General features: G+C 67.6%; 22 protein-coding genes. 11 read left to right on the top strand and 11 right to left on the bottom strand.

Features of this window, described 5'->3' with window-relative positions; genetic code table 11:
* Positions 1-81 precede the first annotated feature (81 nt).
* Positions 82-966 (bottom strand): LysR family transcriptional regulator, encoded by an 885-nt coding sequence (locus FR943_RS04445; protein ID WP_217155125.1) that lies wholly within the window; start codon positions 964-966, stop codon positions 82-84.
* Positions 967-1050: 84 nt separating this feature from the next.
* Between FR943_RS04445 and FR943_RS04440 the strand changes: the two genes are divergently transcribed.
* A complete protein-coding gene (locus FR943_RS04440) occupies positions 1051-2079 on the top strand; it encodes an alpha/beta fold hydrolase (protein WP_217155124.1) in 1029 nt (342 codons plus the stop codon).
* Positions 2080-2083: 4 nt separating this feature from the next.
* Here FR943_RS04440 and FR943_RS04435 read toward each other — a convergent pair whose 3' ends face one another.
* Complete coding sequence (locus FR943_RS04435; protein WP_217155148.1) at positions 2084-3217, bottom strand: glycoside hydrolase 5 family protein; 1134 nt, start codon at positions 3215-3217, stop codon at positions 2084-2086.
* Positions 3218-3416: 199 nt separating this feature from the next.
* On the opposite strand from FR943_RS04435, the gene FR943_RS04430 reads away from it, so the two are divergent.
* Genes FR943_RS04430 through FR943_RS04420 form a run of 3 tightly spaced genes read left to right on the top strand, consistent with a single transcriptional unit; the run spans position 3417 to position 7203 of the window.
* Positions 3417-5864 (top strand): molybdopterin oxidoreductase family protein, encoded by a 2448-nt coding sequence (locus FR943_RS04430; protein WP_308170459.1) that lies wholly within the window; start codon positions 3417-3419, stop codon positions 5862-5864.
* The gene (locus FR943_RS04425; RefSeq protein WP_217155122.1) at positions 5861-6343 is read left to right on the top strand and encodes a hypothetical protein; all 483 of its coding nucleotides are present in this window, start codon (positions 5861-5863) and stop codon (positions 6341-6343) included. Before FR943_RS04430 ends, FR943_RS04425 begins: the two co-directional genes overlap by 4 nt.
* A 20-nt stretch (positions 6344-6363) precedes the next feature.
* On the top strand, positions 6364-7203 hold the full coding sequence (locus FR943_RS04420) for a class I SAM-dependent methyltransferase (RefSeq protein WP_308170458.1): 840 nt from the start codon (positions 6364-6366) through the stop codon (positions 7201-7203).
* On the opposite strand, the gene FR943_RS04415 is transcribed toward FR943_RS04420, so the two are convergent.
* On the bottom strand, positions 7179-8027 hold the full coding sequence (locus FR943_RS04415) for an SDR family oxidoreductase (RefSeq protein ID WP_217155120.1): 849 nt from the start codon (positions 8025-8027) through the stop codon (positions 7179-7181). The two genes, FR943_RS04420 and FR943_RS04415, sit on opposite strands and share 25 nt — an antisense overlap.
* Positions 8028-8155: 128 nt before the next feature.
* Between FR943_RS04415 and FR943_RS04410 the strand changes: the two genes are divergently transcribed.
* Together FR943_RS04410 and FR943_RS04405 are read left to right on the top strand one after the other, a co-directional pair.
* Entirely contained in the window at positions 8156-9040 is an 885-nt protein-coding gene (locus FR943_RS04410; RefSeq protein WP_246584827.1) for a DUF732 domain-containing protein, read from the top strand.
* 232 nt (positions 9041-9272) lie between these two features.
* Positions 9273-9770, top strand: coding sequence for a hypothetical protein (locus FR943_RS04405; protein ID WP_217155119.1), 498 nt, complete (start codon positions 9273-9275; stop codon positions 9768-9770).
* 80 nt (positions 9771-9850) lie between these two features.
* Here the strand turns inward: FR943_RS04405 and FR943_RS04400 are convergent, their stop codons facing one another.
* From FR943_RS04400 to FR943_RS26730, 3 genes are all read right to left on the bottom strand, one after another.
* Complete coding sequence (locus tag FR943_RS04400) at positions 9851-10681, bottom strand: L,D-transpeptidase (RefSeq protein WP_217155118.1); 831 nt, start codon at positions 10679-10681, stop codon at positions 9851-9853.
* Between the two features lie 106 nt (positions 10682-10787).
* The gene (locus tag FR943_RS04395) at positions 10788-11027 is read right to left on the bottom strand and encodes a hypothetical protein (RefSeq protein WP_217155117.1); all 240 of its coding nucleotides are present in this window, start codon (positions 11025-11027) and stop codon (positions 10788-10790) included.
* Between the two features lie 695 nt (positions 11028-11722).
* Positions 11723-11965 (bottom strand): hypothetical protein, encoded by a 243-nt coding sequence (locus FR943_RS26730; protein ID WP_308170457.1) that lies wholly within the window; start codon positions 11963-11965, stop codon positions 11723-11725.
* Between the two features lie 55 nt (positions 11966-12020).
* On the opposite strand from FR943_RS26730, the gene FR943_RS04390 reads away from it, so the two are divergent.
* Positions 12021-13460 (top strand): hypothetical protein, encoded by a 1440-nt coding sequence (locus FR943_RS04390; protein ID WP_308170456.1) that lies wholly within the window; start codon positions 12021-12023, stop codon positions 13458-13460.
* Here FR943_RS04390 and FR943_RS04385 read toward each other — a convergent pair.
* The gene (locus tag FR943_RS04385) at positions 13457-13882 is read right to left on the bottom strand and encodes a nuclear transport factor 2 family protein (RefSeq protein ID WP_217155115.1); all 426 of its coding nucleotides are present in this window, start codon (positions 13880-13882) and stop codon (positions 13457-13459) included. The genes FR943_RS04390 and FR943_RS04385 overlap by 4 nt on opposite strands.
* Positions 13883-13975: 93 nt before the next feature.
* Here FR943_RS04385 and FR943_RS04380 point away from each other — a divergent pair, with 93 nt between their 5' ends.
* Together FR943_RS04380 and FR943_RS04375 are read left to right on the top strand one after the other, a co-directional pair.
* Positions 13976-14557: a PadR family transcriptional regulator gene (locus FR943_RS04380; protein ID WP_217155114.1), complete on the top strand. Its 582-nt coding sequence runs from the start codon at positions 13976-13978 to the stop codon at positions 14555-14557.
* 51 nt (positions 14558-14608) lie between these two features.
* Positions 14609-15637 (top strand): fused (3R)-hydroxyacyl-ACP dehydratase subunits HadA/HadB, encoded by a 1029-nt coding sequence (locus FR943_RS04375; protein WP_217155113.1) that lies wholly within the window; start codon positions 14609-14611, stop codon positions 15635-15637.
* A gap of 18 nt (positions 15638-15655) precedes the next feature.
* Here FR943_RS04375 and FR943_RS04370 read toward each other — a convergent pair whose 3' ends face one another.
* Complete coding sequence (locus FR943_RS04370; protein ID WP_217155146.1) at positions 15656-16426, bottom strand: DUF1906 domain-containing protein; 771 nt, start codon at positions 16424-16426, stop codon at positions 15656-15658.
* A 146-nt stretch (positions 16427-16572) separates the two neighbouring features.
* Here FR943_RS04370 and FR943_RS04365 point away from each other — a divergent pair, with 146 nt between their 5' ends.
* Together FR943_RS04365 and FR943_RS04360 are read left to right on the top strand one after the other, a co-directional pair.
* A complete protein-coding gene (locus FR943_RS04365; protein WP_372448073.1) occupies positions 16573-17952 on the top strand; it encodes a serine hydrolase domain-containing protein in 1380 nt (459 codons plus the stop codon).
* Between the two features lie 14 nt (positions 17953-17966).
* A complete protein-coding gene (locus tag FR943_RS04360) occupies positions 17967-18992 on the top strand; it encodes a fused (3R)-hydroxyacyl-ACP dehydratase subunits HadA/HadB (RefSeq protein WP_217155112.1) in 1026 nt (341 codons plus the stop codon).
* An 11-nt stretch (positions 18993-19003) separates the two neighbouring features.
* On the opposite strand, the gene rfbD is transcribed toward FR943_RS04360, so the two are convergent.
* Genes rfbD through rfbA form a run of 3 tightly spaced genes read right to left on the bottom strand, consistent with a single transcriptional unit; the run spans position 19004 to position 22345 of the window.
* The gene (rfbD, locus tag FR943_RS04355) at positions 19004-20446 is read right to left on the bottom strand and encodes a dTDP-4-dehydrorhamnose reductase (RefSeq protein WP_246584826.1); all 1443 of its coding nucleotides are present in this window, start codon (positions 20444-20446) and stop codon (positions 19004-19006) included.
* A 31-nt stretch (positions 20447-20477) separates the two neighbouring features.
* Positions 20478-21476 (bottom strand): dTDP-glucose 4,6-dehydratase, encoded by a 999-nt coding sequence (rfbB, locus tag FR943_RS04350; RefSeq protein WP_217155110.1) that lies wholly within the window; start codon positions 21474-21476, stop codon positions 20478-20480.
* Complete coding sequence (gene rfbA, locus FR943_RS04345; RefSeq protein WP_217155109.1) at positions 21476-22345, bottom strand: glucose-1-phosphate thymidylyltransferase RfbA; 870 nt, start codon at positions 22343-22345, stop codon at positions 21476-21478. Before rfbA ends, rfbB begins: the two co-directional genes overlap by 1 nt.
* Positions 22346-22361 lie beyond the last annotated feature (16 nt).

Here is a 22361-nt window from a genome sequence, read left to right as displayed (position 1 = left end):
CCGCCCTCGAAGTCGAACACGACTACCAAGCCTGGATCGCCGAACACTACGCACCACCCCCACCATTCTGAGGAAAGGGGGTTAATCCGCAGCGGCGAGCAAGGTTTCGGCCAGCCGCGCCGCCGCCGGCGTCATCCGCTCGACCGGCGGTGCGGCCAGGTACACCTGCCACACTGCCGGGTCCTGCAGTGGCACAGTCCGTAACTCGCCGAACCGCCGCGCTTCGGAAGCGGGCATGAACGCGGTGCCCAGTCCGTTGTTGACGAGCTCGGCGATCACGGCGAATCCGGCCGGAACCTCATATTGCGTCCGCGGTTCCACACCGGCGCGGTGGAAAGCCTCATCCATCAGGTGACGCAGGCCGAATTCCGGTGGAAACCCGACGAGATCCTCGCCGTCCAGGTCCCCGAGATCGATTCGCCGCCGGCGTGCCAGCGGATGGTCGTCCCGGCAGACGAACACCATCGGCTCCTCGAACAACAACGTCATGTCGAGGCCGGCCGGGAACCGATTGGGCAGTGACACCAGGGCCAGGTCCAGCGAGCCCTCCAGGAGTGCGGACAGGTAGGCCGAGGCACCGGACTGGCTCAGCCACAACCGCAACCGGACGTGCGGGTGGGCCCGGTGGAAGTCGCCGAGGGCTCCGGCCACATCCACCGGGCCGTAGGAGATGAGTGAGCCGAATTCGACGGTGCCCATGAGCGATCCACGAAACTGACTGGCAGATTCGGCTGCGGTGCGGGCGGCATGCAACACCTCGTAGGCGTGCGGCCGGAAGGCTTCCCCCGCCGCGGTCAGGCTGATCCGCTGCCGCGACCGGTCGAACAACGCCACCCCGAGTTCGCGCTCGAGCTTGGCGACCGAGGCCGACAGCGCCGATTGCACGACATGCGCTCGCTCGGCGGCGCGGGTGAAGCTCATCTCGCCGGCCACCGCGATGAAATGCTCGATCTGACGTAGCTCCACCTGACCAACCTATCTAAAACAGAGATTGGTTTCATCACATCAAATCGTTGGACGTGATGAGCAGATCCAGGGTGAGATGGGTCGGTGAATGGTTTGAGCAGAAGGAATTTCGGCTTCCTCACGGCGGTCGCCGCCGGCGCGGCAACCCTTGCGGCCTGTGGCACGTCACCCACCCCCGCGGCCCCGGCCGGGCCGCCCGCCAGGCCGGGGCACCGGATGAACCCGGTCAAGCAGATCGACGCCGGTGAGCTCAATGTCGGTTACACCGAAGCCGGCCCGGCCGATGGTCAGCCGGTGATCCTGCTGCACGGTTGGCCCTACGACATCCACAGCTACGCCGACGCCTCGGCGCTGCTCGCCCAGAAAGGCTTCCGGGTGATCGTGCCCTACCTGCGTGGGTTCGGGTCCACCCGGTTCCGCTCGGCCGATACCGTGCGCAACGGACAGCAGGCGGCGCAGGCGCACGACGTCCTGGCGTTGATGGACGCGCTCGACATTCCCCAGGCCGTCCTCGGTGGCTACGACTGGGGTGGGCGCACCGCCAACAACGTGGCCGCACTGTGGCCACAGCGCTGCACCGGACTGGTGGCGGTCAGCGGCTACATCACCGTCAACCTGGCCACCAACCTGCAGCCGCTGTCGCCCGAGGCCGAATTGGGCTGGTGGTACCAGTACTACTTCGCCACCCCGCGCGGTGAGCTGGGCTACCGCGAGCACACGGCCGAATTCAACCGGTTGATCTGGACCAAGGCCTCACCGCTGTGGCATTTCGACGACGCCACCTATGACTTGTCAGCCGCGGCGTTCGACAACCCCGACCACGTCGACATCGTGGTGCACAACTACCGGTGGCGGCTCAGGCTGGCGCCGGGTGAGGCCCGCTTCGACGCCGACGAGGCCCGGTTGGCCGGCAAGCCGCCCGTCACCGTGCCGACCATCACGCTCGGGTCCGACTTCGACGGGCCGGCCAAGGACGGCGCGGGCTATCGCGCGCTCTACACCGGCCCGTACGAACACCGTGTGCTCGACGGCATCGGCCACAACGTGCCGCAGGAGGCGCCCGAGCAGTTCGCCGCCGCCGTCGTCGACGTCAGCCGCATGGCCGGGCGCTGAACGGTCACGGATAGGGGCGGCCGGTCAGCTCCCGGATCGTGCGGATCTCGCCCTCCCGATACGGCCGGCCGTCGGTGTGAAACAGGTCGTGGAACCACACCGGCGGCGGGTTCCGATAGGGCCGATCCCAGGAATCCCACGGCAGGTAGGTCTGGGTCTTGCCGGCCACCAGGCCCCAGGTGTAGGCACCGACGTTGTGCCGTTTGGCGATCGGCAGCACGCCCTCGATGGTGCTGCCCTCGCCACGGGCCAGGTATTCGGTGCACAGGATGGGACGACCCATCGGGGCCAGCTCGGCGATCCGGGCCTCGAACCCCTCCGGATGGTCATAGCTGTGGAAGGTGAGCACATCCGAGAGGTCGAGCTGGATCGCCGCCATCGCACTGCGCTTCACCGGGTCGGCCCACGGCCCGTCCCACACCCCGCTGGTCAACGGCTGTATCGGGTCGACCAGTCTGGCCCAGCCGAAGACCTGCGGCAGTAGCCGCTCGACCACAGCGACCTTGTCCTGCCGTTCCACCTCGCTGTAGGTCGCGGCCGGATTGTCCGGTTCGTTCCACAGGTCCCAGCCCAGGACCCGGTCGTCTTTGCGGAACTGGGTGATCACCCCGATCACGTAATCGCGCAGGGTCCGCCGGTAACGCCGGCTGTCCAGGTTCTGCGCCCCCGGACTCTGGACCCACACCGAGTTGTGGATCCCGGGCCGGGGCCGACGCTGCCGACCCAACCGCGGAAACGGATCCCAACACGAGTCGAACAGGACGAACAGCGGTTTGATGCCGTGGCTGGCGGCCAGGCCGACGAACTGCGCCAGCCGATTCTGGAATCCCACGTGGTCCTGGGCCCACAACTGGTCGTGCAGGAACACCCGCACCGTGTTGAAGCCGGCCAGGCGGGCGAGGCGCAATTCGCTGTCGATCCGCTGTGGGTCGTAGGTGGACCGCTGGAACATCTCCAGTTGGTTGCCGGCATTGGACGGAATGAAATTGGCGCCGACCAGCCAACCGTGCTCGCGGTACCAGGAGTGGGCCCGCTCGGGTGACCAGCGCCCGGTCCGGGCCTGGGCCCGTGGTGCCCTGGCCAGGCCGGTCGCACCCATCACCAGCAACGGCACCTTGAACGCGGCCCGACGGGCCAGCCGTGGCCCCGTTGCATTGCTGCCGGGTTGAGCCAAGGTGCCAATCACATTGCCTTCCTTACGGTTTCGTCGACATTGAGCGCGAAACGGGTTCCCCGGCCCGTCGATCTCCCCACCCCTCGAGATGTACCCGAATCCGGCGCGGCGCGCAGTCCCGGTGCCGTGGTTAGGCACGGATCACACCGGGTATCTGTTCGCGGTGAGCGATCGGATTGCAGATCCATGGGGCACCCGAACCCCCTACGGACGGGGTGAACCGTGGCCGCATCGGGTGGACAGCTACCTCCATGATGGCCTGTCCGCCGAACAGGTGGACCGGTGGGTGCCCACAGCGGCCGTGCTGCACTCCAACGGCGACGGGGTGGACATCGCCGTCAAGGGCGGCCGCATCGTCGGCGTGCGCGGGCGGCGCACGGACCGCGTCAACCACGGCCGAGTGGATCCCAAGGACCTTTTCGGCTGGCAGGCCAACAGCTCACCCGACCGGTTGACGACTCCGCTGATTCGCCGCGACGGCACACTGGTCGAGACCGACTGGGACACCGCGATGGACCGGATCGTGGCGCAGACCAAAACGCTGCTGGCCGATCACGGTCCGAATTCGATCGGCTTCTACACCTCTGGTCAGCTGTTCAGCGAGGAGTACTACACCCAGGGCGTCATCGCGCACGGCGCGATCGGCACCAATCACGTCGACGGGAACACCCGGCTGTGCACGGCGACCGCCGGTGAAGCGCTCAAGGAGTCGTTCGGCTGCGATGGGCAACCGGGTTCCTACACCGACGTCGACCATTGCGACGCAATCGCCCTGTACGGCCACAACGTGGCCGAGACCCAGACGGTGCTGTGGATGCGCATGCTCGACAGACTGGCCGGGCCCGATCCGCCGGCCATCGTGTGCGTGGACCCGCGCCCCACCCCGGTCGCCGGCCACGCCACCGTGCATCTGGCGCCGCTGCCCGGCACCAACGTCGCGCTGATGAACGGGCTGCTCCACGAGATACTCGACCACGACTGGGTGGACCACGACTACGTCGACGCCCACACCGTCGGCTTCGACGAGCTGGCCGAGCGGGTGGCCCAGTTCCCCCCGGAGCGGGCCGCCGAGATCTGCCGGATCGAACCGGCACGGCTACGGGAGGCCGCCGAGATTCTCGGCACGTCCGGGCGGCTGCTGTCTACGGTGCTGCAGGGGTTCTACCAGTCGCACCAGGCCACCGCGGCGGCCGTGCAGGTCAACAACATCCACCTGGTGCGCGGACAGCTCGGCAAACCCGGATGCGGTGTGCTGCAGATGAACGGGCAGCCCACCGCGGAAAACACCCGCGAGTGCGGCGCCGACGGGGATCTCGCCGGATTCCGCAACTGGGCCAACGATTCCCACATCCGGGAGCTCGCCGAGCTGTGGCACCTCGACCCGATGCAGATCCCCCACTACGGGCCGCCGACGCACTGCATGCAGATGCTGCGCTACGCCGAAGAGGGCAGCCTGCGGATGCTGTGGGTCACCGCCACCAACCCGGCGGTCTCGCTGCCGGATCTGGCCCGGATCCGCCACATCCTGGCGCAGGAACGGCTGTTCCTGGTGGTCGAGGATATCTTTCTGACCGAGACCGCCGAGCTGGCCGACGTGGTGCTGCCGGCCGCCGCGTGGGCAGAGAAGACCGGGACGTTCACCAACGCCGATCGCACTGTGCACCTTTCCGAGAAAGCCGTCGATCCGCCCGGGCAGGCGCGACCGGATCTCGACATCTTCCTGGACTACGCCCGGCGGATGGACTTCCGGGATCGCGATGGGCACCCGCTACCAACGTGGAGTACCGCCGAGGAAGCGTTCGAGGCCTGGAAACGGTGCACTGCCGGGCGGCCGTGCGACTACACCGGGCTGAGCTACGACAAGCTGCGCGGCAGCAGCGGCATCCAATGGCCGTGTAACACCGCAAATCCCGACGGGACCGAACGTCTCTACAGCGACGGCCGGTTCTGGGCACAACCCGATTACTGCGAGGCCTACGGCAAGGACCTGATCACCGGCGCACCCGTGGAGCCGACGGAGTACCGGGCACTGAATCCCCACGGGCGCGCCATCATCAAGGCTGCCGAATACGTGCCGCCCCACGAACCGCCGTCGCGCGCCTACCCACTGGTGCTGATCACCGGACGCACCGTCTTCCACTTCCACACCCGAACCAAAACCGGTCGGGCACCCCAGCTCGACGCCGCGGCGCCGCAGGTGTGGGTGGAGATCTCCGAAACCGAGGCGCGCCAAACCGGTGTCGGTGAAGGCGATCTCGTCGAGGTGCGTACCCCGCGCGGAAGTGTCCTCGCCGCCGCCCGGATCACCGGGATCAGGCCCGGTGTGGTGTTCCTGCCGTTCCACTACGGCTACTGGGACACCTCGGATTCCCCCGGCGATGCCCACCACCGAGCCGCCAACGAACTCACGCTGACTGACTGGGATCCGGTGTCCAAGCAACCGATCTTCAAGACCGCCGCGGCGCGACTGCGGCGCGTGGAACCTGGCCGCGGACCCGCCCCGGCCCCGACGACGGCGGCGTCGGCCCCGATCACCTCAGGCGTACCCGCCACCTCCGGCGGCATCACCACCGAGGTCACCGAGGTCACCGAGGAGCCGGAGGAGCCATGAGCAAGGTTGCGCTGGCGCTGGCCGAACTGCACCGCAGCGAATGCGCACTGGCCCGCGAACTGCGGACCGTCGCGGCCCGCCACCACAGCGATCAGGACATCGCCCACCTCGCCGAGGATCTGTCCCGCTGGTCAGACGAGCACGTCGACGTCCTGGCCGAACACGGCCGCCACTACGGCCTGCACCTGTCCCGTCGTCCCCGCCGGCGGCGGCTGCGCGGTTGGATCCAGCAGTGGCTCAGCGCCGCAGTGCGCCACCGACCGGAACCGGCGCTGCTGCTGTTGGCCGACCTGCGGCGCATCCACCGCTCGGCGGCCGGGGTGTCGTTGGACTGGGAGCTGCTCGGCCAAGGCGCGCAGGCCACCAAGGACCATGAACTGCTCGCGCTGACCAAGCGCTGCCACCCACAGACGCTGCGGCAGATGCGGTGGGCCAATGCCATGCTCAAGGAACTGTCCCCGCAGGCCTTGAGTGGCTGAGCATGGGTAGGTTGGTGGCGGTGCAACACCCCGAAGACGGCCGAGTCGACGCCAGTTCCCTGACCGGCGTGTCCGAGACTGCGCTGCTGACCCTCAACGGCCGGGCCCACCAGGCGCGTCACCCCGCGGCGATCATCGACGACCCGCTGGCCATCCGCGTGGCCGAGGCGATCGACTTCGACTTCGACAAGTTCGGCCGACGCAAGGGCCAGGAGATGGCGCTGCGCTCGCTGGCCTTCGACAGCGCCGCCAGAAGGTATCTGACCGATCATCCCGCGGCCACCGTGGTGGCGCTGGCCGAAGGCCTGCAAACCAGCTTCTGGCGGCTCGACGCCACCCTGCCTGACGCCCGGTTTCGTTGGCTCACTGTGGATTTCGCGCCCATCATCGAACTTCGTGAACGGCTGCTGCCCTCTTCCGAACGGATCGCCACCCGCGCCCAGTCGGCGCTGGACCACAGCTGGATGGACGCGGTCGATACCAGCCATGGCGTGTTCATCACCGCCGAAGGGCTCCTGATGTACCTTCAGCCCGACGCTGCGATGGACTTGATTGCCGAGTGCGCCAAGCGCTTTCCCGGCGGTCAGATGATCTTCGACCTACCGCCGACGCTGGTGAAGCGGTTCGCCCCCAAGGGGGTGCGCTCGTCCAGGCACTATCGGGTGCCACCGATGCCGTTCAGTCTGTCCCCGGCACAACTGGCGGACCTGGCCCGGACCGTGCCCGGCATCACGGCCGTTCACGACCTGCCGATGCCCGCCGGGCGCGGTTGGTTTTTCGGCACGGTGTTCCCGGCGTTCTGGCAGTTCAAGCCCACCAGGCAGGTGCGCGGCGCCTACACGCTGCTGGAGTTCGCCTGACTCAGCCGGGCCCGCTCCCGCATCGAGGCGACCACTCCACCGTCGTTGAGGATGTCGGTGCCGGTCAGGTAGCCCGCCCGGTCGCTTGCGCAGTAAGCCAGCAGATCGGCCATCTCCTCGGGCTTGCCCCAGCGCGGAACCGCGGCGTCAGCCACCATCGCGCCCGCGCCGGCCTGCTCCTCCAGGCGGCCCATCTCGGTGTCGATCGAGCCCGGCGAAACCGAGACGATCCGCAGCCCACGGCCGTTGAACCGCTCGGCCTGCGACGAGCTGTACCACTTCACGAAGGCCTTGCTGATGGCATAGGCCAGACCGGATCTCATCTCTTCCGGCGCGAGTGTGCACGCGGCCAGCATCTCGGTGAGGAACCGGTCCTGATCCTGCAGCGCCAGGGGAAAGTGCTGCGTCGGGATGATCTCCTCGGGCAGCAGGTGCGCGGCCATCGAGGCGACGTTGACGATCGCCGCGCCCTCCGGGGCCGTCGCGAAGAACGCCTCGTTGACGTGCAGCGTGCCCAGCGCGTTGGTTCTCATCACGTATTCGGCGTCGCCCATGCTGGGGCTGACCCCGGCGGCGTGGATGACCGCGGCGATGGCGCCCACCTCAGCCGCCGTCTTCAACAGCCCGTCGACGGCCTCTCGGTCCGTGACGTCGGCGTTCACCGTGGTGACCGCGATACCCAGCTCACTCAGCGTCGCGGCCGCGGCGTCCAGACGTTCCTGGCGGACGTCGGCGAGCAGCACCGCCTGGTCCTGGCCGACAACCTTGGCCGTCGCCTGCCCCATGCCACCCGCACCGCCTGTGATCACTGTCACCCGTGTCATGGCAAGCACGGTATAGGGCACCGTCCGCCGCCCGCGCGCGGGGTTGGGCAGCTGCCCAGCATCTGGTTCCCGAGCCAATTTGACCGGCCCGCTGTGCGGTGCGTCGGTCCGGCATATAACGGGTAGTGATGACCGATGGCGCCACCATGACGTGCCCGTACTGCGGCTCGGGGCTCGACGCAACCGGCACCTGCAGCCGGTGCGGGCAGGTGCACGGCTCGGTCTCGACGGGCTGGCGCCCGGACCCGACGGCGCGGCACGAAGGTCGTTACTTCGTCACCGGGCATCCGACCAACCGGGTCCGCGACGGCAGGTCCACCTCCAGCGATCCGGTGGGCGGTCAGATGCTGCCGGACTACCTCGAACTGCCGAGTGCGGGCATTCGGTCCACCTGGCTGGGAACCACCGCGGCCGCGGTGATCATCGTGCTGACCGCCGCGGTGGTATGGGTGCTGCTGGTGGCCGGTCGCCGGCCACCACCGCCGCCGGAAGCCGGCTATCTGTCCGCGCTGAGAGATGCCGGTCTCAGCGATGAGTTCAACTCGGATGTCAACGCCGTCGCCCACGGGCGGCAGGTGTGCCGGCAACTGGAGGACGGCGATCCCCAGCAGGGCCTTCCGGCCGACAAGATCGCCGTGGACGCGTTCTGCCCGCATTTCGCGCAAGGTTTCCGCGTCCTCGAAAAGGTGAAGGTGACGGGAACTTTCGTGCTCGTCGACAATGTCGGTGTCGACGGCATCATGGCCGACGGGACGAGCTGTCAAGGCGCAAACGGCTATTCCGACGTCAACCCGGGCACCCCCGTCACGGTCAAGAACGGTCACGGCGACGTACTGGTCGGCGCCGCCCTGGGGCCCGGCAAGGGGGACAGCACCACCTGCACCTTCACCTTCACCGTGCCGGTCACCGAGGGCGAGGATCGTTACGTGTTGTCCATCGGACGGCGCGGTGAGTTCAGCTACAGCTTTGATCAGCTTGTGGCCAAAGGGATCCTGGTCCAGCTCGGCCAGTGAGATTTGCCGGAATCGCAGCTCCTCACGAAGTAGCCCGGTGCGGCCCGGTGCCCTCCGCAAAGCGACGCCGCCGGTGTGAAACGAAGCGGTCACGAGTCCGGCTCACTCCCATGTCAACCATGCAACCATCCGGCAACTCCGGTAGACGCCGTTCCGGCACAGCTCTACGGTTCAGCTCTGCACAATTTTCATCGCTGTAATTTTCCAGCCCAATCAAGGGAGCACGTCGGGGATGGACACATTTGCTCGAATCACGGTCAAAACTGTTGTCAGCGCTGGACTGTGCGCGGCGGCAGCGCTGACTGCCGTCGCGTTGAGCCCGCACGCGGCGGCCATGCAATTCAAGACCGGCGGCTACAAATGCGTTGACGGGGCAGCCGGGGCCGCGCCGGCCGCCCCGGTGTGCGCCGCAGCCGCCATCGAAGCCGCCGGGGTCGTACCGGCGGCACCGATCGCCGTACTCCCGCCTGTGGTCCCGCCCGCGGCCGTGCCCCCGGTGCCGTTGGCACCACCGCCGGTGGCCGTGCCCCCGGTGCCATTGGCCCCGCCGGTGCCCGTGGTGCCGGCAGCGCCGGTACCCGTCGCACCCATCGTCCCCGCCGCGGCACCCGCTGCGCCGGTGGTGGTGGCGGCCGGTACCGGCAAGGGCGTGCCCACCGTGTCACCGGGCGGCGGTCCGGTGGCAGGAGCGCCCACACTGCCCGGCCCGGCCTCCGCGGACGCCGGCTGACCGCGCCACCACATCGCGTCACATCGAGGCGCCCGGCTCACGAGCCGGGCGCCTCAATTGTTGTCTTACCGCAGGATTCGCTATTCCTGCACAATCACCGGGTCACCGACGTTGACCGTGTTGAAGTACCACTCGGCCGCCGCCGGAATCAGGCTGATACAGCCGTGGCTCGTGTTCTCCAGGCCCATCGACGGCACCGCCCAGGGCGCCGAATGCACGTACAGACCACGCTGGGAAATGCGGACCGCATAGTCCACCTCAAGGAGATAGCCGTCGGGAGCCTCGACGGGAATTCCCACGCTGCTCGAATCCATGGTCACCGTGCGGTCTTTCGCCAACACCGTGTAGGTGCCCACCGGGGTCGAATACTCGGGGCGCCCCAGCGACGCCAGCAGGACACCCGCTTCGCCGGCGTGCGGCAGATGATGTGGCGCCGGAAGCGGAACCGGCGGATCCTCACCCAGCCCGTCGATCGTCACGGTGAAAGTGTGATCGGAGATGTCAGCGACGCCGATAACGGCCGGACCGGTTTGGAATTCGGTGCGCATACCCCCGACCGACAGCATCACCGTGCTGTGCGCCGGCCAGAACTCGTCCGGGGTCCACTGCATCACCCGGTCGTCGAGCCACTCGAACCGGCCGGTGCGCGCCGGCGTCGACTTCAACCCGACCGCGCGTTCGGCCACCGCGCGATTCGTGACCGGATTCTTGAACGTCACCACCACCGGGTGACCCACTCCGACGACAGCATCCGCTGCCGGTGCGATCGACGCGATGGTCGACGTCAACGGCAGGCTCACCGCCGCCGTGTCCACACCGTCAGCATTCCAGTCGAAGTCGGTGGCCGCAGTCACCGCGACCGGCATAGCGGCCACGACCAACACGAGAACACCCTGAACAACCGCGCGCATCCACTCGATCCCTCTGCGATGCCCCCATGATCTTGAACGCTGTCATGGTATGGCGCCGAGCGAGTCCGAATGTGTTTTACACGTGGACAATTCGGTCAAGCATTCGTCACGTTTCGGCCACGGACACCCGCGCTCCGCGCACGCAGGCCAGCGTGATCACCCGGGCGGACCGCTGGCCTGCCGACCCATCGGCGTCGGGATCGAGTACATCGGCTTCCGTCTTGGACCGATAGGACGGATGCCGGCGTTTGGCATCGGCGAGCTCGCGTGAATACCGCAGCGACGAACACCAGACGGGATGCTTTGCAAGCTCGATCACTGTCGAACCGGCAGCAGTTGTCGTCATCTTCATGACCTCCAGCAGAGCTTCACGACACTTTGATTCGTGCCCAGCGTGTTCGGCCAGACTGAGGCAGCGCGTCGAGCTGACCGGGAACACATTAAGGATCGCTCTTAAATTGCTTTTACACATCGAATGAGCCTCAAGAGAGACGCAATTCACACTTCCCGAATTTGACATTGTTTGCTGAAATCGCTTATTCGCGCACAGTGGAGCGGCCGGGGTTGCTCCCGCCGGCCCGGATCGCCGGTTGCCCGGCTAACCCCGATACGAGAAGCGGGAGGCCGGCCGCAGCTCCGTCTCGAACGACACCAAATTTCTCGCCGTCCATCGGCACGGAGCAGGTGAGTTCGGTCCTCCCGCCGTCGGCAGCGACCTCCGGCTCAACCTCGTTGCAAACCGGGTATTGGCTGTCCTCCGGCAACGCCACCCTGTTTTCGGTTTGCTGACCGGCCTCGAGAATTCCACCCCGCCAAAACACCCGATTGACATCAGCCGGTGTCATATATTGACCCGGCGTGCGGTCGCGCCGGGTGCACTCCCGTCGCCGGCGGAGACCCCTCGCGTGGGCGAATGTCAAGGGGGACATGGGTAATGGTGCCGAGTTCACGCTGCCCGGACAACGTTCGACGCAAGCCGGTTCGGTACGGACTGGCCATCGTGGCAATCGGGACGGGCATCGGTCTGGCCGGCGCCACCGGTCAAGCCGTGGCCTGGGCCGAGCCCGGAACGGCCGGATCCTCGGGCCAATCCTCGGGGTCCTCGAGCCAGTCCTCGAACCATTCGGCCGCGGGAAGCGGCCACAGGCCCAAGAAGAAGCCCACCAACCGGCGCAGCACCCGTGCGGACCGTTCTTCCGCCGCGACGAAGGTTCGCGTCCCGCGGACCGTGCACACCGACACCGACACCGACACCAGCACCAGCACCAGCACCAGCACCAGCACCAGCGAGACGGTCCCGACTGGTCAACCGGATTCCACTGCACCGCAGAAAAATCCGGTGCGTCTGACCATTCTCGGAAAGATCCGGAGCCCCGAGTCGGAAGCCCCTGAATCGGACACCGCCAAGGGCGACAGCAGCCGATCGGTGACACCGCCGGCGCCAACCCGCGTGGCACAGACCACGGCCGAACAGACCACAGCCGAACAGACCACGGCCGAAGAACCCGTGGCCGAACCGCCCACGGTGGCAAAGCCGCTGCGCGAGATCGTCCCGCGCGCGAGGCCGTCGGCCCGAATCGCGGTGGCGCCGAGGGCCGCTGCGGTGACCACTTCGGGCACCACGGTGACCACCCCCGATCCCCCGGAGCCGCTGTCCCCGATCGCCGAGATCGCCGCGCTGCCCGGCCGCATCGTCAACACGGTGCTGCAGGTACTCGACATCACCGTCACCGCCGACGGCCCGAAGAGCCCGATCAACTTCGCGCCGATCAACGACGCCGTCTTCGCGGCGTTCCGGGAAATCGAAAACTCCCTGGGCCTCACCAAAACCCCTGCAGTGCAACCGGTGCCGCCCGCCGAGGTGTACACCGGCCCCACCACCGGCAAAACCCCGACGGTGGCCCAGTTCCTCAACGCCGCAACCGCCGCGTACGTGTTCGGCGGCACCCCGGGCGACCTGAAACCGTTCACGGTCGACGGCAGGCAGATGGAATCGACCAATGTGCTCACCGGCATGTCCGCCAAGACGTGGGTGACGCCCGACGGCCAGATCATCATCGCCTACCAGGGCACCACCGGCGGCACGAACCTGCTGCACAACCCGCTGATCGTGATCTCCCAGGTGGTCGCCGATCTGCAGGTGATCTTCACCGACACCACACCGCAGGCGTTCACCGACGCGCTGGTTTTCGAGCAGCAGGTAGAGGCGGCCGCGGCCGAGCAGGGCTACCGCACCGAGGACATCTTCGTCACCGGTCACTCGCTGGGCGGCTGGGAGGCCTCCTACGTCGCTCAGCAAACGGGCCTGGGCGGCATCGGATTTGAGAGTCCCGGCCTCAACACCACGGTGCCGGGCAACGGCAACGACTCCGGGTTCGTCAACGTCGAGACCTATGGCGACGCGGCCGCCTACATGGCCACCGACCTGCCCGGGCTGCAGCCGTTCATGCCCGAGTACGTGCCCGGCGGCGGCAGCAAGCCGCACTATGGCGCGATCGTCATGGTCGGCGATCCCGACGCCGCCATACCGCTGATGAACGCGGCGGCACTGTGGGGCACCGGGCCCGTCGGCGACGTCGTCTTCCTCGTCGACCTCCTGGGCAACTTCCTGCAGTACCACCTGCCCGGCATCCAGGCCTACCACCTGGGCGTCACGCCGGACCCGGGTGTGGTGACCTGGCTGGGATACGCCGCGGGACCGGCCGACGACTACGCCGACATGACGATTCCGGAATTGAAGAAGGCCGCCTCCGACGCGGGACGGCTGATCTCGGCCTAGCTGCTGGGCTCCTCGGCGGCTACCGCGGCTGAAGCTTCCTCGGTGATCCGCTCGAACTGCGCGGCCATCGCCTCGGCCAGCGCGGTCGCCCCCGACAGTGGCCGGACCATCACCATGAAGTCGTCGATCTTGCCGTCGTCGTCGAGGTGCAGGAAGTCACATCCGGTGATCTTCTTGCCGGCCACCGTCGCCTCGAAGACCAGCGCGTGATCCCGGCCCGAGGGCTCTGCCACATCCGGGATCTCCCGGATGTAGCGGAAATCCTCGAACACCCGCATCACCGCCCGCAGGATCGCCGCGGTGATGGGCTTGCCCGGGTACGGCTTGAACGCCACCGGACTGGTGAACACGACGTCGTCGGCCAGCAGCGCTTCGATCGCCGCCTCGTCACGGGCCTCCACGGCCTGCCGGAACGGATGCATCTGACACCTCTTTCTTGGATAGCGGCATGCTAAGTCTGCGGCATTTTGATAGTCAACATTTTGAGTATTAACTTCGTTGATAGCATTCGGCGCATGGCACTACGCGACGCCGTGCTGGCCACCCTGCTGGACGGCGAGGCCTCCGGTTACGACCTGGCCAAGGGATTCGACGCGTCGGTCGCCAACTTCTGGATGGCCACCCCGCAGCAGCTCTACCGCGAACTGGACCGCATGGCCGCCGACGGGCTCATCACCGCCCGGCTCGTGGAACAGGATCGCCGACCGAACAAACGCCTGTACTCGCTCACCGAGCGCGGCCGTCAAGCGCTGCGCGAGTTCACCGAGGTGCCGCCGAAACCCGGCGCCATCCGGGAAGACCTGCTGGTGCAGATCCAGGCGGTCGATGCCGGCAACGTGGACGCCGTCCGCGCCGGGCTCACCGAGCGCACACACTGGGCGGCGGCGAAACTGGCCCGCTACCGACGCGCCCAGGACCACCTGCTGGCCGGCCGCACCGAAGCGGCCTACCTGGCCGAGACCGACCGCATCGGCCCCTATCTGACCCTGCTGCGCGGGATCCGCTTCGAGGAAGAGAACCTCGACTGGGCCCGCCGGGCGCTGGCCGTCCTCGAACAGCGCCAGGCTCGCGCCAGGCCGCCGGCCGACAGGCGTTAGTGTGCTGTGGTCGGCCCAGCGAACCAGCCGACAGGAAGAATGAGCAGACTCATGACCGCAGCAGCAGACACGTCGACACTCGAATCCCGGGTCGGCCACTACTACCAGATGAAAGACACCTATCTGGTGGGCCGCGAGAAGGTACGCGAGTTCGCCCGTGCCGTGCAGGACTACCACCCCGCGCACTGGAACGTCGCCGCCGCCGCTGACCTGGGGTACTCCGACGTGGTGGCGCCCCTGACCTTCACGTCGGGCCCCGCCATGGCCTGCAACCAGCGCATGTTCGAATCCGTGGTCGTCGGTTACGACATGTACCTGCAGACCGAAGAGGTCTTCGAACAGCACCGCCCGATCGTCGCCGGCGACGAACTGACCATCGACGTCGAGCTGTCGTCGGTGCGCCGGGTCGCCGGGCGCGACCTGATCACGGTGACCAACACCTTCACCGACGCGGCCGGGGAGCGGGTGCACACCCTGCACACCACCGTCGTCGGTGTCACCGGTGACGAGGTCGATCCCGACATCCGGCAGGCCGTGCAGGGCGTGATGATGCACGACGTGAACCTGCTCGGCGTCGAGGAGTCTGGTGTCTACGAGAAGACCGTGCGTCCCGGTGATCCGTCGCCGATCGCCCAGAACGGGACCACCCGCACGCCCACCTCGCCGTCGTTCGACGAGCTGAAGGTCGGCGACGAGCTGCCCGTGCACCACACCCGGCTGTCCCGCGGCGACCTGGTGAACTACGCCGGCGTGGCCGGCGACGCCAACCCGCTGCACTGGGACGAGAACATCGCCAAGCTGGCCGGCCAGCCCGATGTCATCGCGCACGGCATGCTCACCATGGGCCTGGGGGCGTCGTTCGCCTCCTCGTGGTCCGGCGACCCGGCGGCGGTGACCCGCTACGCGGTGCGCCTGTCCCAGCCCGCGGTGGTGCCGGCCGACGGCGGCTGCGACATCGAATACAGCGGCCGGATCAAGTCTTTGGACCCGGCGACCCGTGCCGGCGTCGTCATCGTGGGTGCAAAGGCCGCCGGCCGCAAGATCTTCGGTCTGGCGACGCTGAACGTCCGCTTCCGCTGAGTCACCCGCCGAACACGTCTACCTGGCCAGCTCCCACTGGCCGAAATCAGCGGCGAGAACGTCGTTCACGTCAACGTGGATGCCGTCGATCACGAAACCGGGATCGGACGCGGTGACGACCTCCCTCTGGAACAACACCGCCGCCGGTTCGCGCTCACCGCGTGACCACGCCTTGGTCTGCCAGGCCCACCGGTAGCCCGGACTCGTCGAGGAGCCGACGACCCCGTCGGCGATGGCCCAGCCACATTGACGACGACCCCCGTAGATCCCCGTCCGACTCACCCCCAAGACCGAGTTGATGCCCCGAAACCATTGGACCGCCGTGCTTTTCCACGTCGCCGCGTCGATGTCCTCATCGACGCTGAAGAAGATCGGGGCCGAGTCGGGGCCGCCGGCCGCGGTGTGCAGCGCCAGGGCGGTCTGCGCGTCGGCCACACCCCCGTCACGGCCGCGGGTGAAATCCGACGGGGTCGGCCACCCCGGCTTACCGAACTGGTAGCAGCTGACCACCTGCAGGCCCGCGGCCCGGAGCCGGTCGGCATAGTCGCGGGTGACCGGCTTGAAATCGAACGTGGCTCCGGGGCGCAGTTCGGATACATACACCAGGGCGCCGCCGAAGCCGGCGGATTTGATCTGCTCGGGCTGAACCAGCCGATCGGCAAAATCGACGAGCTGCAGTCCCTCGGCCCGTGCCCTCGGCGCCGTGGACAGCGCGGCAAGGCCGGCGGGAACCGCGGCCAGCGCGGCATACCTGAGGACTTCACGACGTGATCGCGGCACAGTCCGCAGCGTATCGGGGTCACTGGATCTGCACCGGCAGCCCGGCTACCGTCGGCGTGGTGACGGTAGCCGGATCACGCGTGGCCCGGATCTGTGCTGTCGTCGTCGCACTCACCGCACTCACCGCGTGCGGACAGCCGGCGGCGCCGCCGCCGGTGGTCACCAGCACGACGGTGCCCGCCCCCGACACCGCACCCGCGCCCGCGGCGGTACCGCCGGTGGTTCCCGCCGGGGACTTCACCCCCGTCGCCCGCCGCATCGACGACGCGATCGCCGCACATCGCCTGCCCGGCGCGGTGGTTCAGGTCGGCCACGGCGGCAACGTGGTGTTCCGTCAGGCATTCGGCGCCCGCAAGCTCGACGGCGAACCCGGACTGGACGGAGCGCCCACGCCCGCCGAGCCGATGACCGAAGACACGATCTTCGACCTGGCGTCGCTGACAAAGAGCCTCGCCACCACCGTCGCGGTACTCCAGCTCTACGAGCAGGGACGGATCGGGATCGAGGATCCGGTGCAGGAATACCTACCCGAGTTCAACCCGGCGCACGACCCACGGCGGGCCGCGGTGACACTGCGCATGCTGCTCACCCACACCTCGGGCATCGCCGGGGACCTGAGCCTGGACGGCCCGTGGGGTCTGGACAAGCCCGACAAAGCCGAGGGCGTACACCGCGCGCTGGGCGCCTGGGTGGTGTTCGAGCCGGGGGAACTGTTCCACTACTCCGACATCAACTTCATCATCCTCGGCGCCCTGGTCGAGAAGCTGACCGGCGAAGCGTTGGATTCCTATGTACCGCAGCATGTCTTCGCCCCGCTGGGGCTGTCCGACACCCGCTACCTGCCGGTGTCCAAAGCCTGCGGCCCACACGATATCCGCGGTACGGCAATCGTTTTCGAGGACGGGGCACCGCCATCGGCGCCGTGTCCGCCCGGAACGTGGCGCACCGATCTGCTGGCCCGGATCGCCCCGACGGCCCACGACGGCGACACGCCCGGCCTCAACCCCGATTACGGCCACCTGCAGCGCGGCACCGTGCACGATCCGACCGCGCGCCGGATGGGCGGGGTCGCGGGCAGCGCCGGGGTGTTCTCGACGGTGCACGACATCGGCCGGTACGCGCAGGCGCTGCTGGACCGTCTGGCCGGACGCCCGAGCCCCTTCCCGCTCCGGCGATCGACGCTGGAGCTGATGACGACGCCGCAGCAACCGGGACACGACCCCGCGCAGCTCGCCGCGGCGAACCGGGCCTCCCGGGAAGCACCGCATCACCCGGCCATCGCGGGCCAGGATCTACGCAGCTTCGGATGGGATATCGACACCGAGCAGTCCAGGCCGCGGGGGCTGATCTTCCCGGTCGGCAGCTTCGGGCACACCGGATTTACCGGCGTGACCCTGTGGATCGACCCCGGATCCGACACCTACGTGCTCCTGCTGGCCAACGTGATCCACCAACCCGGTGGTCCACCGGTGGCCGGCCTCAGCGGCGACGTCGCCACCTTGGCCGGACGGGCACTGCATCTCTACGGCAGTTAGAGTTGCCCACATCTATGACTGCAGCGGCAGAATCATCTCCACTCCAAGCCCGGATCGGCCACTACTACCGGGCCGAGGACACCTACGTGGTGGGCCGCGAGAAGATCCGCGAGTACGCCCGTGCCGTGCAGGACCATCACCCCGCGCACCGGGACGTCGTCGCCGCCGCAGCCCTCGGCTACCCGGATGTGGTGGCACCGTTGACCTTCACCGCGACCCCGGCGATGGCCTGCAATCGGCGCATGTTCGAATCCGTGGTCGTCGGCTACCACACCTACGTCCAGACCGAAGAAGTCTTCGAACAGCACCGCCCGATCGTGGCCGGCGACGAGTTGACCGTCGACGCCGAACTGTCGTCGGTGCAGCGGATCGCCGGGCGGGACATGATCACCGTGACCAACACGTTCACCGACACCGCCGGCGAGCGGGTGCACACCCTGCGTACCACGGTCGTCGGCCTCACTGCCGCGGATACCGATCCCCGGATCAGATCCGCCGTGGACAACGTGATGATGCACGGCGTCACGATGCTCGGCGCCGAGGATTCCGGCACCTTCCACAAGACGGTGCGACCCGACGGCGAGGTGCGGATTGCGGACCCGGCCGCCCGGTTGCCGCGCGCGCGGTCCTTCGACGACGTTCAGGTCGGCGACAAGATCGGCGTGCAGCACGCCCGCCTGTCACGCGGCGATCTGGTGAACTACGCCGGTGTGGCCGGCGACGCCAACCCGATCCACTGGGACGAGCACGTCGCCAAGCTGGCCGGGCAACCCGATGTGATCGCCCACGGGATGCTCACTCTCGGGCTGAGTTCGGGATTCGTCTCCGCTTGGTCGGGTGATCCGGGGGCGGTCACCCGTTATGGCGTGCGGCTGTCCGCGCCGGTGGTCGTCCCGGCCGCCGGCGGTGCCGACATCGAGTTCAGCGGGCAGGTCAAGTGGTTGGACCCCACGACCCGGACCGGCGTCCTCGTCATCGCGGCGAAATCCGGTGACACCAAGATCTTCGGCCTGACGACGATGCACGTGCGCTTCCGCTGAGCCTGGCCGGCCTATCTGATCGCCGGCTGGGACACGCTGTGGGTTTCGCGCTCGACGTATTCGGCGAGCAGCTCGTCGACATCGGCCGGCCGGAATCCCGTGGACTCGATTTTCGCCAGATCCAGCACACTGTTGGCCGGTCGCGGTGCTACCGGCCCGGCGGCGTTGCCGAAGTACTCGGCGGTGGACACCCCCCGCACCCGGTCAGGATCGTGGCCGGCCAACGCGAAGGTGCGTCGTGCGATCTCGGCCCACGACGTCGTCGGGCCGGACCCGGTGACGTGGTAGGTGCCGAACGGCGCGCGCGCCTGCGTGAGATGACGGATCGCCCGGGCCAGCTCCGAAGTGAACGTCAGCCGGCCGAACTGGTCGTCGACCACCGCCGGGTCCACTCCGCGCTGTGCAAGAGAAACCATGGTGCGCACGAAGTTTCGCCCCTCGCCGATCACCCAGGACGTGCGCACGAGGTAGTGCCGCGGCACCGTGGCCACGACCTGATCGCCGGCGGCCTTCGTCTGCCCGTATACGCCCAGCGGCGCCACCGCGTCGCTCTCGCGATACGGCCGCGTCGCCGTGCCGTCGAACACGTAGTCACTGGACACGTGCACCAAGGTGAGGCGGTGGTCGGTGGCCACCCGGGCCAGCGCGGCCACGCCGGTGACGTTCGCGGCCCACGCCGCGGCGCGACCCTCTGCCGTCTCGGCGGCGTCGACCGCCGTGTAGGCCGCGGCGTTGACGATCGTGTCGTAATCGCGCCACGGCCGGGCAGCACCCAGTTCACCGGAAGTCAGATCGAGGTCGGCACGTTCGGTGAACTCGACGTGCGGCGCGTCGGCATACGCCTCGCGCAACGCCCGGCCCAGTTGTCCGCCCGCACCCAGGACCAGCGTCTTGCGCGGCCGGATCGGTTCCACCTGCGCCAGGGTCCCCTGGGCGCTGTCTTTCGCCGAGAGTTCCGCGCGCTCCAGTGGAATGGGCCAGTCGATGGCCAGGGTGGCGTCGGCCGGGTTCACCGACGGGTAGGCGACACCGGCGGTGTAGTGCTCGTTGACGAGATAGGCGTAGACGGTGTTCGGCTCCAGCGTCTGGAACGAATTACCCACTCCGCGAGGTACGAAGACCGCGCGTGACGGGTCGATTTCCGCGGTGAACACCGTCCCGAACGTCGGGCCGGAACGCAGATCCACCCACGCGCCGAAGATCCGTCCGGTCCCCACGGAGATGAACTTGTCCCACGGCTCGGCGTGGATACCCCGCGTCGTGCCCGCTGACTCGTTGAACGAGATGTTGTTCTGCACCGGCCCGAAATCGGGCATCCCCGCGGCGACCATCTTCTCGCGCTGCCAGTTCTCTTTGAACCAGCCGCGATTGTCGCCGTGCACGGGCAACTCCCACACCGTCAGGCCGGGAATGGGCGTGCTCGTCACCTGCAACGTCTTTCCGAGTTCCGTCAACGCCTCACGCTCCCGTCTTCTTCGCCCGTCTTCATTGCCCGAGCTGGGCATAGAACGCCTCGGTGGCGTCTTTGGCCGGCGCCCACCATTGTTCATGGTCGCGATACCAGTCGATCGTCACCGCCAGGCCCCGCTCGAAGTCACGAAACCGCGGCCGCCAGCCGAGGTCGGTGCTCAGTTTCGTGGCGTCGATCGCGTACCGCATGTCATGGCCGTTGCGGTCGGTGACATTGTCGTACGCATCGGCGTCCTGCCCCATCATGGTCAGGATCAACTCGACGACCGTCTTGTTGTCCTTTTCACCGTCGGCGCCGATGAGGTATGTCTCCCCGATCCGGCCGTGTTCCAGAATCCTCAGCACGGCCGACGAGTGGTCATCAGCGTGGATCCAGTCGCGGACGTTGCGGCCTTCGCCGTACAGTTTCGGCCGGATGCCCCACAGGATGTTGGTGATCTGGCGCGGAATGAATTTTTCCACGTGCTGGTAGGGGCCATAGTTGTTGGAGCAGTTGGAAATCGTCGCTGCCACACCGTACGACCGGACCCAGGCCCGCACCAACATGTCGCTGGCGGCCTTGGTCGACGAGTACGGCGACGACGGGTTGTACGGACTGGACTCGGTGAACCGGTCCGGATCGTCGAGCTCCAGATCGCCGTACACCTCGTCGGTGGAGACATGGTGAAATCTCTTGCCGTGCTTGCGGACTGCCTCCAGCAGCGTGAACGTGCCGATCACGTTCGACTGCAGAAACGGCTGCGGATAGTTCAGCGAGTTGTCGTTGTGCGTCTCCGCCGCGTAGTGCACGACCCCGTCCGCAGCGGCGACGAGCCCGTCGACCAGGCCGGCGTCGGCAATGTCGCCCTCGACGAAACGCACCCGCGACGAGGGCAGGGCAGCCAACGACGCCCGATTGCCCGCATAGGTCAACTTGTCGAGCACCGTGACGTGATGATCGGTGTGCTCGACCACGTGGTGCACAAAGTTGGATCCGATGAAACCGGCGCCTCCGGTGACGAGAAGCCGCGACATCAGCCACCCCATTCGAGCAGATCCAGCAGATAGGAACCGTAGCCCGACTTCACCAACGTCTCCCCGCGGGTACGCAGCTCGTCGTCGGTGAGAAAGCCGTGCCGCCAGGCGATTTCCTCGGGCACACCGATCTTCAGACCGGTGCGCCGCTCCATGGTGCGGACATAGTCGGCGGCGTCGGTCATCTGGTCGAACGTGCCGGTGTCCAACCAGGCCGTGCCCCGGGGCAGCACCTGCACCCGCAGGCGGCTCTGCTCCAGATAGGTCCGGTTGACATCGGTGATCTCGTACTCGCCGCGATCGCTCGGACGCAACTGCCGCGCGATCGACACCACATCGTTGTCATAGAAGTACAGACCGGGCACCGCGTAATTACTCTTGGGGCGCTTGGGTTTTTCCTCCAACGACACCACCATGCCGCCGGCGTCGAACTCGACCACACCGTAGGCGCTGGGATCGGCCACCCAGTAGGCGAAGATCGCGCCGCCGTCGATGTCGGCGAAACACCTGAGCTGGGTACCCAAACCGGGCCCGTACAACAGGTTGTCACCCAGCACCAGGGCGACCTTGTCGTTGCCGATGAAGTCGGACCCGATGGTGAACGCCTGGGCCAGCCCATCGGGCGAGGGCTGCTGGGCGAACGTGATCGACACCCCGAACTGCGAGCCGTCGCCCAGCAGCCGCTCGAAGCTCGGCGCGTCGTGCGGAGTGGTGATCACCAAGATGTCGCGGATCCCGGCCAGCATCAGCGTGGACAGCGGGTAGTACACCATGGGCTTGTCGTACACCGGGATCAGTTGCTTGGAGACCCCGAGGGTGATCGGGTGCAGGCGCGTCCCCGAGCCGCCTGCCAAGATGATTCCCTTCATCACACCACCTAGCCCA

This window comes from [Mycobacterium] fortunisiensis (assembly GCF_019050325.1).
GTDB classification, from domain to species: Bacteria; Actinomycetota; Actinomycetes; order Mycobacteriales; family Mycobacteriaceae; genus Mycobacterium; species Mycobacterium fortunisiensis.
This window is presented reverse-complemented; position numbering and strand designations above follow the sequence as displayed.